Annotated in this window: 8 protein-coding genes; 3 read left to right on the top strand and 5 right to left on the bottom strand. The window is 41.0% G+C overall.

Translation table 11 applies throughout. The features are described from left to right. Positions 1-2: 2 nt before the first annotated feature. From GM920_RS01505 to GM920_RS01495, 3 genes are all read right to left on the bottom strand, one after another. Positions 3-1,994 carry a hypothetical protein gene (locus tag GM920_RS01505; RefSeq protein ID WP_182952844.1) on the bottom strand — a complete coding sequence of 664 codons (1,992 nt, stop codon included), beginning with the start codon at positions 1,992-1,994 and terminating at the stop codon, positions 3-5. Between the two features lie 88 nt (positions 1,995-2,082). After that, on the bottom strand, positions 2,083-3,741 hold the full coding sequence (locus GM920_RS01500) for a RagB/SusD family nutrient uptake outer membrane protein (RefSeq protein ID WP_182952843.1): 1,659 nt from the start codon (positions 3,739-3,741) through the stop codon (positions 2,083-2,085). 18 nt (positions 3,742-3,759) lie between these two features. After that, positions 3,760-6,846, bottom strand: coding sequence for a SusC/RagA family TonB-linked outer membrane protein (locus tag GM920_RS01495; protein ID WP_182952842.1), 3,087 nt, complete (start codon positions 6,844-6,846; stop codon positions 3,760-3,762). Between the two features lie 328 nt (positions 6,847-7,174). On the opposite strand from GM920_RS01495, the gene GM920_RS01490 reads away from it, so the two are divergent. From GM920_RS01490 to GM920_RS01480, 3 genes are all read left to right on the top strand, one after another. Further along, positions 7,175-8,191 carry a GntR family transcriptional regulator gene (locus tag GM920_RS01490; RefSeq protein ID WP_182952841.1) on the top strand — a complete coding sequence of 339 codons (1,017 nt, stop codon included), beginning with the start codon at positions 7,175-7,177 and terminating at the stop codon, positions 8,189-8,191. A 12-nt stretch (positions 8,192-8,203) separates the two neighbouring features. Continuing rightward, complete coding sequence (locus GM920_RS01485) at positions 8,204-9,802, top strand: solute:sodium symporter family transporter (protein WP_182952840.1); 1,599 nt, start codon at positions 8,204-8,206, stop codon at positions 9,800-9,802. A 102-nt stretch (positions 9,803-9,904) separates the two neighbouring features. Further along, positions 9,905-12,052, top strand: a complete 2,148-nt coding sequence (locus tag GM920_RS01480; protein ID WP_235964398.1) for an alpha-galactosidase — start codon at positions 9,905-9,907, stop codon at positions 12,050-12,052. 72 nt (positions 12,053-12,124) lie between these two features. Here the strand turns inward: GM920_RS01480 and GM920_RS01475 are convergent, their stop codons facing one another. Together GM920_RS01475 and GM920_RS01470 are read right to left on the bottom strand one after the other, a co-directional pair. Beyond that, on the bottom strand, positions 12,125-13,336 hold the full coding sequence (locus GM920_RS01475; RefSeq protein WP_182952838.1) for a metallophosphoesterase: 1,212 nt from the start codon (positions 13,334-13,336) through the stop codon (positions 12,125-12,127). A gap of 121 nt (positions 13,337-13,457) precedes the next feature. Continuing rightward, complete coding sequence (locus tag GM920_RS01470) at positions 13,458-15,221, bottom strand: RagB/SusD family nutrient uptake outer membrane protein (protein WP_182952837.1); 1,764 nt, start codon at positions 15,219-15,221, stop codon at positions 13,458-13,460. Positions 15,222-15,228 lie beyond the last annotated feature (7 nt).

The following is a 15,228-nucleotide window of genomic DNA, read 5'->3' as shown; positions in this document are numbered from 1 at the left end:
GTTTAATTTAAGGTTATTTCTACTGCCTTACGGCCAGTCCAGTTAATTTCTTGTTTTTTACCACCAGCTTGTGTGATGATAATTTTCAGTTGCTTGCCTGCTCTGAGTACCCTAATGCCAAAATCCTCGTTAAAAGCACTGATGTGTTCCAACGACATCTCCTTCCAATCTGCCGGAAGATGTGGCTGCAATAAAAAGGAATTAAAGCTTTTGGGTTGTATGCCAAAAAGGCCTTCTGTGATCGCTCTGCAATACAAGCCACTTTCTGCTGATAAATGGCGTTGGTTTCCTTCCGGCCAGGCTTCTACCGCATATGGAACATGTTCGCCAAGCAAACGTTTGTCTGTATAATATTTAAAATATTTCAATGTGGTATCCGTAATTCCTGCGTTAAACAAACCACGAACGGCATATAAAAGTGACCGGTCCCAAAATACCTTAGATCCGGACTCACTGAGCATACCGTCTTTAGTCCACAAATGATTGGACAAAAGTGCTTTTGCAGTCTGTTCTTTTCTTTCATACATGCCCATTACTAAGGGCATCCCAATCCATGACCTCAATTTATCGTTTCCATCATAATATCGATAAGTGTCATAGCCCTGAACTTTCGCACCAAAATACTTTTCAATCGAGATTCTTAAGGCTGCAGCTTCTAAGGCTAGCTTTTCAGCAGTCGTTTTATCACCTAAAGAGGCGGCTAAATCTGAAGAACTGACCAAAGCACCGTAGGCGAGTGTATTAGTAGACAGGTTAATTTTTCCCGCAGGAAACCTTCCCTCCAACTCATCTGAATCCGAAGCAATAACGCCATCCTTACTTTTCTTTCTTCTTGAAAATTCCAGACACCATTCAATTAAGGGCCATAATTTCCTAGCCTCCACCGTATCTCCATAAGCTAGGGCAAATCTGGATGCACCATAAGCAATCATCGCCATATCACCACGATCACCAGCCCCGTTCCACATGCCATCGCCTTCTGCGATGATCGAGCTTGGAATCGGTTTGTAAACTGCATTCATGTATTTAGCGAACATTCTGAAGCTATTGATCGCACTTTGATTTCCTTCCGCATTGCCTAGAAAAGGGAACAAGGGATTCATATATTCGGCCTGATCATTTGCCCAGATCCCAGCATAGTAATCTCCTCCTCCCGGACTATGAAGCAATCCTCCTTTCGTATCAAAAATACTTTCCGAAGCCCGGATTTTTGCAAAAGAGAACATCTGATTCAAGGTATCATCAGGCGTCTTTAACACGAGTTTCTTAGTGATATCGCTAATGAGCTTCCTGCGTTGAATCGCCTCGTATTCAGACGAAAACTCATAAGGTTGATCGGTCACTTTTCTTGCAGAATAAACTACGGAATACACTAGTGTTTCACCTGGTTTTAAACTAAACCGACCTGCACCATAGATCTTCGTATTCAACACGTAAATTCCGTAAACACCTTTATTCTGTTTGGTGCTATCGGTGTGTTCAAATTCAGGAATGGTAATTTCAACTGCCTTGGCATTCTTATTTTTAAAAGTACCTTGTTCAATAAATGCAGGCTTGTTGACTGATGGAAATAGCTCACGAACGATATTTACACCAGCAGTAGTAGACCGTACTTTGATTGATCCATTGAAGGCAAATGCAACAGGTTGCTCATTCAAAGCCACTCCATCAATAGAAATCGTCGGAATTGGCTGATCGAAATCTCTGATCAATGTTCCTCTGGTATTATTTGGAATGGTCCTGAGCATAGGAAAAACCAGCTTCCTTTTCAAGACTAAACTCCCTTGATCATTTACCCCATAAGTAAGGATTGCAGAGATCTGTTTCCCACTCATTTCAATCTGATCGGTATGCGCCGCATCTCCCTTTTTAAGCGTCCATGCTATACCTCCATTCTTCACCAAATGCCAGCGTAAATCCTGGGCATGAACATCAACAAAACTGTAGAGTAAGGGCAGCAAAAACAATAGGTGCCTGATTGGGGTAAACTTCATAACAAATTGGTATTTATAAGGATTATTAGTGTAAAAAACCAGGCAGGGGTCATTTGGAATTGATGACAACACCTACCTGGTCATAAATTTAATTGTAATTCGGGTTTTGGATTAAGTTAGGATTTTTCTGTATTTCCGTCCTTGGAATTGGGTAATAATAAAAAGAAGGAATCCAGGTACGCTCCTGAACAGTCATCAACTCATAAGTAAATGATCCGTTTGGTTGCTTTTTTATAATGACACCTTTCGCGTCTTCGGAACCTATTTCGGCAATACCCCATCTTCTGATGTCAAAATAACGATGCCCCTCAAAACAGAGTTCAATCCGACGTTCATGTCTGATTTTCTCCATTAGCGCAGGTCCTGTTGCACTAACAGTCCCCATACCCGCTTTTTCCGTTCTGATCTTATTCAGATAAATTAAGGCATCCCCATCTTCACCCAATGCGGCACAGGCTTCTGCATAGTTCAGGTAAATCTCTGATAACCTAAAAACCGCCCATTGCGTTGCATCATATTCCTGAACGTTCCAATCGTGTGCTTCATTCACCATTTTCCTCACGCAGTATCTTGTTTTAGAAGCATTCCATGGAGAATATGGACTTTGTGGAGAGTCATCTCCTCCCTCATAAAAACTGGTCAACCTGCCTTTAAACTGCTGGTTATTTGCTAAAACACTGGCGTAAAATCTAGGTTCTCTATGCTCATAAGGGTTCTTGGCCTGATCTGGATTGTTCCAGCTAAATTTGGTGCCATCAGCCATTTCAAAATCATCTACCATCTGCTGAAGCACATTATATGAACTATAACCATTGTAGCCATTTGGGCTTAAATCTCTGCTCACCGTATTGTATTGATCAGCCATAACTAAGCCACTATACACCCTGGAGAAAATAATCTCGGAATTAAAGAAATCCAGGAAGGTTTTATTGTAAGTGCCATTTGCAGCATTTCCATACAACGCATAGTTTGCTCCGGTAAAATCAATCAGCGCTTTAGCGGCCACCTTTGCCTCTTCCCATAAAGCCCTATCGTTTGCTTTATTGTAATACGGGCTTGCAGCGTACAACAACAACCTTGATTTCAAGGCCATTGCCGCTCCTATCGTTGCGCGGCCTTTATCATTATCACTGGTATATACTGCGGGTAACAGCTTTATCGCCTCTGCGATTTCAGCCTTGATAAAATCTTTGGTCTCCGTCCAGTTTGCTCTTTTCTCCGTAAAAGTTCTGTCGTTTACATCGTAAACCTTTGTAATCAAAGGTACCCCACCAAATCTTTTCAGCAGTTCAAAATAAGCCAATGCTCTTAAAAAGTGGACTTCACCTTTCATGATATTCACCACTTTATCAGCACCACTGATATTGTCAATTTTGCTAAAGAAAATATTGCTATAACGGATAGATCCATACATTTTATTCCAATGGTTCAAAGAACCTGAACTCTGGTTATCAGGTGTGGCTTCTCCCCTAACATAAAGGTTCTCGTTTTTCCAGTTAAAGTTCCCATAAAGCTCATCCGTTTGCGCTCCCCAACCAAAACCACCATCGGGATAAGCCAGTACGGTTTGGTCATAAATACTGTTTACAAATACCTGAGCTAATTTCGGGTCTTTCCATACATCCTTTTCCGTGTAAGCGTTTAGTGGTTGGAGGTCTAGTGCCTTTTTACAACCACCTAAAGTCAATGCTGCAAGAACCAGTAAAACAGCAGCCTTTATTTTAAAATTATTTATATTCAATTTCATGATATCCTTGATAAATGGTTAGAATGTAATGTTTGCACCAATATTGATCACGCGTTGTTGCGGATAGTATTGTCCTGAATTATTGGATACTTCCGGATCGAAGGAAGGACCGAATTTATCAATAGAAAACAGGTTGGAACCACTCACATAGATCCTTGCGTTTTGAATCTTTAATTTCTCCGTCACTGATTTTGCCAGACTATAGCCAAACTCCACATTTTTCAACCTTACAAAAGAAGCGTCCCTAAGCCAGAAATCGGATTGTAAGGTATTTACACCAAATGTTCTGCCTGTTGGCCCATTAAAATTCCTTGGATAGCTGTGATCACCTGGATTCTGCCAGCGCTCTTCAAAAAATTCGGTCACCATATTTAAACCTGCTGGCGCCAGATAAGATTTTGCTCTTGCCTGTCCCTGAAAGAAAACTGAACAATCAATATTTTTCCATGAAGCACCTAACGCGAGTCCAAACATCAACTCTGGTGTACGTACCAATGGCATTCTCACTTTATCCAGGTCGTTGATAAAACCATCATTATTTACATCTTTATACTTGATATCACCAGGCGCTGTATTTGCCGGATGCGGACTGTTGTCTATTTCCTGTTGGTTTTGATAAATACCATCTGATTTGTAAAGGAACCAGGAATCAATAGGGATATTTGTTTTACGTTGATAAGCAGGGATATTTGGTGCCTCATCCATAAAAATCACTTTATTTCTGGCAAAAGTGACATTCCCTCTGATATTGTAAGCGAAGGAATTTCCAATGTTATTGCGGTGGGTAACCTCCAGCTCAATCCCTCTGTTTAACACTTTTCCTAAATTTTCATTGGGTAAAGTCAGGCCGGTATATCCAGGAACAGACTCGCTTCTGGTGATCAGAATATTGGAACGCATAGACCTGAACAGATCGATATTCACACCCAATTTCCCTTTAAAAAACTGAGACTCTAAGCCCACATCTGTAGTGGTTGCCAATTCCCAGGTAATGTTAGGGTTAGGTGTTGGTCCAAGAACTAATGAAGTCACCTGCGATGCAGAAGAGCCCAATGAATAACCATAGCCGGTTCCCAGTAAGTAAGTTTGTAAGTAGTTGAAGGCATTGACGATGTCATTACCGGTTCTTCCCCATGAAGCCCTTAACTTCAATTCATTGACAACATCTGATTTAAAGAAATCTTCCTGAGAGATACGCCATCCTGCGGAAACTCCTGGGAAAAACCCATAACGTTTTCCTTCCGGGAAGTTTTGTGAACCATCATAACGCATGGTATAATCTACCAGGTACTTACTCTTATAGTTGTAAGATAAACGACTGATGTAATTGATACGAGCGGATTTTGCGGCAGCAGAATTATTTTGCTGTCCAACCAAACTTCCTGCAAACAACTGATCCAAACTATTGCTCAGGAAATTAGTTCTGGAAGCATTAATAATATCAGTATTTCCTTTGAAGCTTTCAAAAGCTACAAAAGCATCAAAAGCATGGTCACCGATGGCTTTTGAATAGCCTAATTTTAAATTGAGTAATCCCTCATTGATGTTTCCTCTTTGCTCAAACAAAGAAGGCGTTATAGCGGAGGGAACAGCTACATAATCTTTTATTCCCGCATCATATCTATAAGCCGGAGGTGGTGTTTTGGTAAAAGATTTAGTTTTAGAATTTGTTAGATCGTAAGCATAATAACCATCTACAAACAAGCCTTTGGTCACTTTATCCAGTTTCCAGTTAAAAGAAGCTTTGGTTTGCAGGTAATCCGTAGTAAAGCGCTGGTATCCTGCTTCACCTGAGGTGACATAGATCATGCTGTTGTCAGGACCACCTCCAATACCTACCCCCACCAATCCATTTGGATATCTGGGTGTAAGATAAGGATAGGCAAGCCACAGCTCTCTAAAAATACCTCCTGCATCATAACCGCGCTTTGCTGCGTTGCGAAATTCATTACGGTAAGCCACATCCACGCCAATCTTAAAATTATCCGTAACCTTCACATCAATATTGGCTCTTGCCTGATCTTGCTTGTAATAAGCGGCATCTCCTTTATAAATTCCATCTTGTTTCTGATGTTGAGCAGATAGAAAATAACTCACTTTATCTGTTCCTCCACTTAGCGACATGATATGGTTTTGCTGAAGTGCACGTTTTTTCATCACTGCATCCCACCAGTTACTATTGGGATGCGTTAAAGGATCCGATCCATCACGGAATTTCTCCAGGTCTTCTGCTTTCCAGGTCTGCTGTTGTCCAAGCAAAGCATCATATTCATTGGTTGCTTGTGCGTATTGATAAGAACTCAACATTTTAGGTACACGGGTAGGCTCAGTGGTAGCCCAGTTTGTTCCCAGCGACAATACCGGCTGTCCGGTCTTCCCTCTTTTTGTGGTAATTAAAATAACCCCATTTGCAGACCTTGCCCCATAAATCGCTGCACTTGCATCTTTAATTACGGTGAATGATTCTATGTCTGCAGGGTTTAATCTGGCAAAGCCACCTGCCCGGTCAGGGATTCCGTCAATCACAACTAAAGCTCCGGAATTACCTAAAGTACTTTTCCCACGAACAAACACATCTGCATTATCATTACCCGGCTCTCCGCCTCTTGAATTTACAATCAATCCAGGAACCTGTCCTGCAATAGAATTAGTCAGATTCGTGGCCGGTGATTTTGCCAGTTCTGTACCACTAATGGTGGAAACAGCACCGGTCAGATTCGCTTTCTTTTTCGTTCCATAGCCGACCACCACAATCTCATTCAAGCCCGATCCGGAATCTTCTGCCATATGCACCTCCAGGTGCTTCTTTCCTTTCACAGGTATTTCCTGATCCGCAAATCCGATGTAACTAAAAACCAACACGGCATTTTCCGAAACCGTAATTTTGAATTTCCCATCAGGATCAGTTTTGGTACCTGTCTGGGTTCCTTTTACCCGAACAGTTGCATTTGGTAAGCCTTGTCCCTTTTCCGTTACCCTTCCGGTAACCAATTGTTGCTGGGCAAAAGCCGGCGCATAGAAAACTAAACAGAGGAGTAAAAGGAGGAGCTTTTTCCCGAGCAAATCAGGATAGCCCAAATTAGGAATAGTAAATTTTAAGTTCATATTTGGTTTGGTTTGGTTGACAATATGAGCGCAAACTACCTAGTCTAGTCTACACTGTTCTATTATGACATAAATATAAACGAACTTTTTTTGCAATTGCAAGAACAATTTGAGTATCAGAGAAAAAAAACAAAATCCCATCAATCCACACATTAATGATTTAAGCCTATTCAAGCCATTAAACGCAGAATAATGAGCATATAACCCATCCATTCACGATTTAAATTTATTTTCAAATTTCCTGATTAACTGAAATTTATTACCTTGTAAAAAAGCCAGCACAACAACCAATCTATTTATAGACTAGTGCAGACCAACCCTACCATATATGACCACCATTTTTGAAAAGATACGAGAGCTCGAAACGATCCCTTCTTACTCCAAACACGAACAGTTTGTGCAGGGCATCATCAATGCAATTGAAGAGAGAATCATCGCTCAGGGAGCAGCATTACCATCCATAAATGTGCTGATTAAGGAACTTGGCTTTGCAAGAGAAACCATTATGAAAGGATACCGGGAGCTAATCAGCCGGGGTATCGTGGAGTCTAAAAACCGACAAGGGTATTTTGTAGCCAATGAGGATACTGAGCAAACCCTGAAAGTGGCGCTACTGATGTACCTTATCGACTCCTTTCAGGAGCAGTTTTATAGAAACCTACGCCATGAACTTGGGCCAAACGTACATATCGACGTGTTTTTTCACCACGGTAACATTACCATGTTCGAGACCATGCTCCACATGATTAAAGGGAAATATGGGGTCTATGTGGTTTCACCTATCCCACACCCTAAGACCAAACACTTATTAGAGCTGCTCCCCATCAACAAATTCATCATGTTTGACCGCTATGAACCGATGAAGGGCGAGTTTAATTACGTCAGCCAGGAGTTTGAACAATCCACCTATAATATACTTGCCGAATTGGCAGAGACGATCAGAACTTTTGATGAATTGATATTCTTTCATGTACCAGGCTCCCTGGATCCTGTCGAGATCATTAAAGCTTTTAAACGATTTACTAAAGACTTTAAGATTAATTCCCGGATCATAAACGAATACGAGCCCGGTAGTGTAGAAAAAGGAAAGGTTTATTTTACCCTGGACAATTCTGAAATCTGGAAAATATTGAAAGATTGTGAAGTCAAACAATTACAGCCAGGCGTAGACATTGGTATCCTCTCTCATAACGACGAAGTGGTTAAAGAAATCATTGCCGGAGGGATCACGACTTATTCGGCCGATTTCTCCCTAATGGGCAGAAGAGTGGCGCAGGCCATCTTAAAAAAGGAAAAAGTACAGGAGATCATCCCTACGGTATTGATTAGAAGAAAATCATTATAAAATCTTGCAAAGATGAACGTTGTTGCCCTGTCCACCTTTATCCTGATCACTTTTCTTGTTGGAGCGATTTCATGGTTTAAAACCAGGAGGCAAAAGATCACGACTGCTGCAGGTCTATTTCTGGCTAACAGAAGCTTAACCTTTACCGCTGTAGGTACTGCGCTATTCTTTACGAATATCAGCGCAGCTGAATTTGTAGGGAACAGTGAATCTGTGTACGTGAATAATATGTCTGTCATGGCTTGGGGAGTCAGCTCTGTATTTGCTATGGTGCTGGTTTCAGAGTTTATAATCCCCATCTATTTAAAAGGTGCCATGTCTACCACTCCGGATTTCCTGGAAAGCAGATATGATTCCGCAACGAAAAAATTGGTCTCCCTACTTTTCCTGATCAGTTATGTTGTCAATCTACTGCCAATTGTACTTTACAGTGGCGCTGTGGCGCTCAATGGGGTCTTTCACTTCTCTGACCACTGGAACATCAGCTATGGAAACAGCATCTGGATACTGATCTGGTGCATTGGCCTGATCGGTAGCTTATATTCCATTTTAGGCGGACTAAAAGCCATTGTGATTTCCGATTTGGTGTTAGGGGTTTTCATGTTTACCGCTGCCCTTTTACTGGCTTATTTTGGCCTAAGGCATATCGGAAATGGAGATCCACTACTTGGAATACATACGATCCTTTCCTCAAAAACTGAGCATTTCAATTCCATAGGTAGCGCTAAAGATGCGGTTCCCTTCTCTACCATATTTACGGGCATGATCCTGATGAACCTATTTTATTGGGGTACTGAACAGGTGATCGTCCAGCAAGCACTAGCTTCAGCCGATCTAAAAACCAGTCAGAAGGGAATTGCACTGGCCTGCGTAGGTAAGTTGCTCGGCCCATTGCTGTTTATTTTGCCAGGAATCATTGCTGTTCACCTCTACAGCAATTTACACAACACCACAGAAACCTTTTCAAGGGTCGTCAGCGACGTGTCTCCTCCGATGTTAAGTGGCTTTATTGCCGCCGTTATTCTTGGTGCCGCCATTACCTCCTTTTCCCCGGCACTCAACAGTGCAAGTACGCTATTTATCCTAAACTTATATAAACCTTTTAAAGAGCTAAAAGGCAAACCTGTTTCTGAACAGGATTTATTGAAAAACTCTAGAAGATTTGAAATGTTTGCCGCTTTACTGGCGATGTTTATCGCCCCATTGCTCCTCTTCTCCAATGGCAATTTTTACACCTTTATGCAAAAGATGAATGCTGCGTTCAGCATCCCAATCTTCAGCATTATGTTTGTAGGCTTTGTGACCAAAAAAGTTCCCCCAATTGCCGCCAAAATAGGATTAGCATTCTGTTTCAGCGGTTATATACTCACACAAATGGTCTTTGATACCGGTATTCATTTTCTACACATCCTTACCATTCTCTTCCTGCTGACTATTGCAATTATGCTCATCATTGGAAAAATGTTTCCCATGCAAAACGATTATGTAGCACAAAATAAACAGGTCGTAGATTTAAAACCATGGAAAAACCGACATTGGTTTAATGGCCTGTTAATCCTCCTGATGATTCTTTTGTTCCTGCTGTTCTCAAAAATCGGAATTGCCACCTAACCTCAAGATCTAATTAACTCAAAAAATAGCAACCCAAATCAACAAAACCGACCACCAAAAAAAATGATCAAAAGATACCTTTACCCAAGCCTTCTAATCCTCATGACTTACCAAACCAGCATTGCACAGCAACAAATTGCAATTGAAACGAAGCACAATACACTCCTGCTCTCTACAGATGCAGACCATGCTTTAATTTCAAGCTACTTAGGAAAAAAAATTGCCAACAAGGACGAATATTCAATCATCCCTACGCTCGATAAATATACGCCTGGCTCTGATGATTTGTATAATAAACGAGAAGCTTATATCGCCTCTGGTTCTATTAATTTGTTAGAACCTGGGTTGAGCGTTACCCATGCTGATGGAAATAAATCTACTGTCCTGGTTTTTCAAAGCGTTAAAGAAACCGAAATCGACCCTAATAGAAAGTTAACCGCTATTGTGTTAAAAGACCCAAAATACAATTTCGAAGTTACTTTAAACTACCTGAGCTATTTTGAAGAAGATGTCATAGAACAATGGGCAGAAATCCGTCACCAGGAAAAAGGTAATGTAATCTTGAACAAATACGCCTCGGCAAACCTTACTCTTAGCGGAAAAAAGTTCTTCCTAAAGAATCAGTACAGTAGCGCCATGCGGGAAATGAGGTCTGAGGAACAACAGTTGTTACACGGACTTAGAACATTAGATTCAAAACTAGGTACACGAACCAATCTTTTACACTCCTCCTCTTTCATGGTTTCCATTGATGGCCCATCCGCAGAAGACACCGGAAATATTATAGCAGGATCCTTAGAATGGACGGGAAATTTCAAGTTAGACTTCGAGACATTTGATGATTATTACCTGAGGGTTACTGCCGGTATCAATAACTTCTCTTCCGATTACACCCTAAAATCCGGAGAGAATTTTATAACCCCTCGTTTTGTCTATACCTATTCCAATAAGGGAACTGGATTGGCCAGTAGAAACCTTCAAAATTGGGCTAGAAAATATCAATTGCGAGAAGGACAAGGAGAAAGATCTACCCTATTAAACAATTGGGAAACCACTTACTTCGACTTCAATGATGAAAAACTGAACAGTCTGGTGCAAGACACCAAAAAACTAGGCGTAGATGTCTTTTTATTAGACGATGGTTGGTTTGGAAATAAATACCCGAGAAATGGGGCCGCCGCAGGCTTGGGCGATTGGAAATTCAACAAACAAAAACTGAAGAATGGCATCAGCGCTATTGGCAAAGAAGCAACTACGAATGGGGTAAAGTTTGGCATTTGGCTGGAGCCGGAAATGGTGAATCCAAAGAGTGAATTGTATGAGCAACATCCGGATTGGATCATCAGACAACCCCAAAGAAAAGAATATTACATGAGAAACCAGTTGGTACTGGATCTGACGAATAAACAGGTGCAAGACTTTATCTTTAACGTTGTTGAGGAGACATTTACACAAGTTCCAGATTTAGCATTCATCAAATGGGATTGCAATTCACTGATTTATAATGCCAACTCTCCAACCTTAAAAAACCAAGATCATTTTTACATAGAATATGTAAGGGGACTGAATAGTGTCTTGGAAAGAATAAGAAAAAAGCATCCAAAAGTGCCTATGATGTTGTGTGCTGGAGGAGGCTCCAGAGTGGATTATGCCGCGCTTAAATACTTCACGGAGTTTTGGCCAAGTGACAATACGAATCCTTTCGACAGAATATTTATACAATGGGAATACTCCTATTATTTCCCATCCATTGCAGTCGACAATCATGTGACCGACATGGGTAACCAGTCCATCAAATTCAAAACTGATGTGGCCATGATGGGCAAACTGGGCTATGATGTAAAAGTTCATGAGCTCTCCGAAAAAGACCTGTTATTTAGCCAAAATGCAATAAAAACTTATGATGATTTTAAGGATATTGTTTGGCATGGACAACAATACAGGTTACAAGACCCCTATCAAAATGATGTAGCCTCCATCTCGTATGTTAACGATGCAAAAGATCAAGCGATGGTATTCAACTATTATATGGCGACAAGAAATGCAACCAAACAGGCAATTCCGATCACTTTAAAAGGCTTGGACGGAAGCAAAAAATACAAAATAGAAGAAATCAATCTTTATCCTGGCAGCAAATCGCCGATAGATCCTGCAAAGGTTTATTCTGGCGACTTCCTAATGAATATTGGCCTCAACCCACAAGTGAATGACCGAAGAACCAGTGTGGTACTTAAAATCACTGCGGTTTAACCATTTGATGAAAAACATCAATAAGTAACCACATGGCCGGCTAAAAGGCCAGCCATGCGGTTATTTGATACCTTATTTCCTTAAACACAGATAGCTTCCTACCTCCTGTCCAGAATCATCAACCATACTTACCTGAATTTGCTTCTTATTAGCCTTGATCTTAGTCAAGGTCCGGGAGCCGTCTTTTGGTCCGCCACCAATAATAATCGGATATTGGTTCGCTTTTTTATCCGGCTGATGAACTTTATATTTATGGGTATGACCACTCAATACCAGGTCTACTTTTCCCCGGTTCATGAGGGGTTCGAACAATTCGGTGCAATGAACTGCGCCATGCGCATCTCCTGAATAACGTGGAGGAATGTGCATCAATACCACGCGAAAAGCAGCATTTTTAAACTCTTTTCTGTTGATTTCATTTTCAAGCCAGCTTGCCTGTGCTTCCCTGTATCGATCAAAATCTACAATCCCTGCGTATACCGGGTGGGAATCCTCTTTGTCTTCACCAGTATCTAAAATCACAAAACGAACAGGTCCTAAGGTAAATGCTGTATTTCCGACATGGTCAAAATAAGACGCAAAATCGCGCGCAAACTTACCTCTGGTCTCATGATTTCCACGGACATACACAAACGGAGTTTGCTTCGCAAAATAGTCTACACATGGCTGTAGCATATTGTTGATGATCTGCTGCTCGTCGGCCTGGTAATCAAAAACATCCCCATTAAAAAAGATAAAATCACGCGTGTTCCCTTTATCCAGGTCCAATAAATGAGGGATGGATTTTGGGCGGTCGTGCAAGTCATTTAGCATCACAAAAGACACTTCATCTTTGGATGCATCCGTATTTAAAAAGCTTTCTGTACCACTAGAAATGGTCTCTCCATAGGTCAATTTGTAAGGCTGAAAATCCTTAATTTCCTTAGAAAGGATTTTATAATAATAGGTGATTCCCGGCTTTAAATGCTCCAGTTTTACGCAGTTTAAACGGCTCGCAGGTTTTAAACCCAGATCGCTTTTACCATAAGCTTTTTTATCGAGTAGATCGGCAGATTCACCATATTCCACCCAACTGGAACTGTCTTTATTGGTGATCCATAAAATAGAAATACTATTTCCGAAATTGGTCTGTAAATAGGGTCCGATAAGGATCTTAAATTCCTCAAAAATAGGTTCATTGGGTCTAGAAATAGCGCGTTCAGGCTTTAATAAAGCAAGGCCGCCAAGGACAAGGCCACCTTTCAGGAAACTCCTCCTGTTTTCCTTCAATAGATTTTCGTTCATTTAGTTTTGGTTGGTTGGTTGGTTCATTTATGCTTGTTACCTCGAATATAGGCAATAAAACCATTACCCGAAAAAGGATTCCTGCTTAGCTTAAAAGCAGGAATCCAGCAAGAAAAAATGATTAATGTAAGGTCGGATCAAATGTACCGCCCCAATCTTTATTCTGTTCCAATTTTTTAGTTTTACCTATAATGGATTGTGAAATTGGTGCAAAGTAATACTTATCTGGCAATACATTGATCAGCACACCTGTCCGCGGAATTTGTAGCACAACATATTTAAAATCTTCTTCTTTCAATTGATTTGCGCTTGCCTGGTTTGCTGCCTGACTGATCGGCATTTCTGCACCACCTGGCAATATTGCAATTGCTTCGATGCCATATTTAGGGTTATTATTTAACACACTAAACATCCTCCACCGACGCAAATCATTGAACCGATGTCCTTCAAAGCAAAGCTCAACATTCCGCTCGTCTACAATTGCTTTCCTAATTTGCTCCCTACTTGTTGCTGTGATTCCGTACTTACCATCTACTCCTTGCGCTATCCCGGCACGTTGGCGTATTTGTGTCAACATATCAATGGCTTCTACGGATTGACCGGTTTCATTTGCCGCTTCTGCATAATTCAACATCACTTCTGCAAATCGCATCAAAACAAAATCTGTATCATATTGCTCTACCTGCTCCTGTTTTAAATCTAAGCGGTTACTTTTTGTGATGAAAAGTCCAGAGTAGCGGTCTCCATTTTCTGATTTATCGCTGGCATTGGGATTGACACCAAAATTATCCAGGGCTGGTGCTACACCAAGTCCGGTGTACTGCCTGTAACCATCCACTTTACCAGAAACCGGAAATGCTTTCGCATTCCATAAGAAAGACTTCCCGAATCTAGGATCTCTATTTTCCCAATAAGATTTTAGGAACTCTTCTTCTGTTTTAAAATAAGCTCCGGATGGGTCATTGTACAGTTTCCCATCTTTCATAGGAAATGCTTTCACAAAATTCCAGGTTGGCGTGGAACCTGCCGGGCCCCTACTCAATGAACCTGGGCGCGTACCATTGTCCCAGCTTGCCACTTTATTTGGGAATTTGTTGATCACAGAAAAAACAACTTCTGTATTTTTCTCTGTCAAGGCAATATTTGAATAATTATCTACTAACCTAAAATCCTGAGATTTCAATTCCGTATAAGCTAATTTATTGGCCGCATACGCATCCGCCCAGTAGGCATTATCCCAAGGATTTGATGGATTAAATTGCGGTGAAGCCTTATACAACAAGACTTTTGCTTTAAATGCCAGGGCGAAATTACCATCAATTTTACCCCAGTTACCAGAGGAGGAAGAGATCTTCTTAGTCAACATCGTTAATGCCTGATCCAGGTCTTGCACAATAAATTCAAAACATTCCTTCGTAGAATTTCTAGGAACATCCAGGTCGTCAGCATACCGATCCTGTGGAATTTTGATGTACGGAACACCACCATAAGTTCGAACCATACTGAAATAAATATATGCCCTTAAAAAATACGCCTGCCCCAGGATATTGTTCTTGTCCGCAGTCGATAATGAACCTTTTTCTACATCTATCAATGCCTGGTTAATTAAGCGAATACGACCATAGTCCCAGTTCCCCAATCCTCCATTGGTAATGCTCACCGCATCCGGATAAAATGGAACACCTGCCAACTGATCTGATCTAAAATCGGCACCAGGATCCCAATTGCCAAAAACGGAGTAGATATTTGCCATGTAGGCATTTGCCAAATTAGGGTCATTCCAAACCTTTTCCGGACTATAGCTATTTATGTTTTCGACATCCAATACCTTTTTACAGCTGGTCGAGAACGATAGAATTAATATATATATGATGATCTTTTTCATGTCTGGT

It is taken from the genome of Pedobacter gandavensis (genome assembly GCF_014172405.1).
GTDB lineage: Bacteria > Bacteroidota > Bacteroidia > Sphingobacteriales > Sphingobacteriaceae > Pedobacter > Pedobacter gandavensis.
This window is presented reverse-complemented; position numbering and strand designations above follow the sequence as displayed.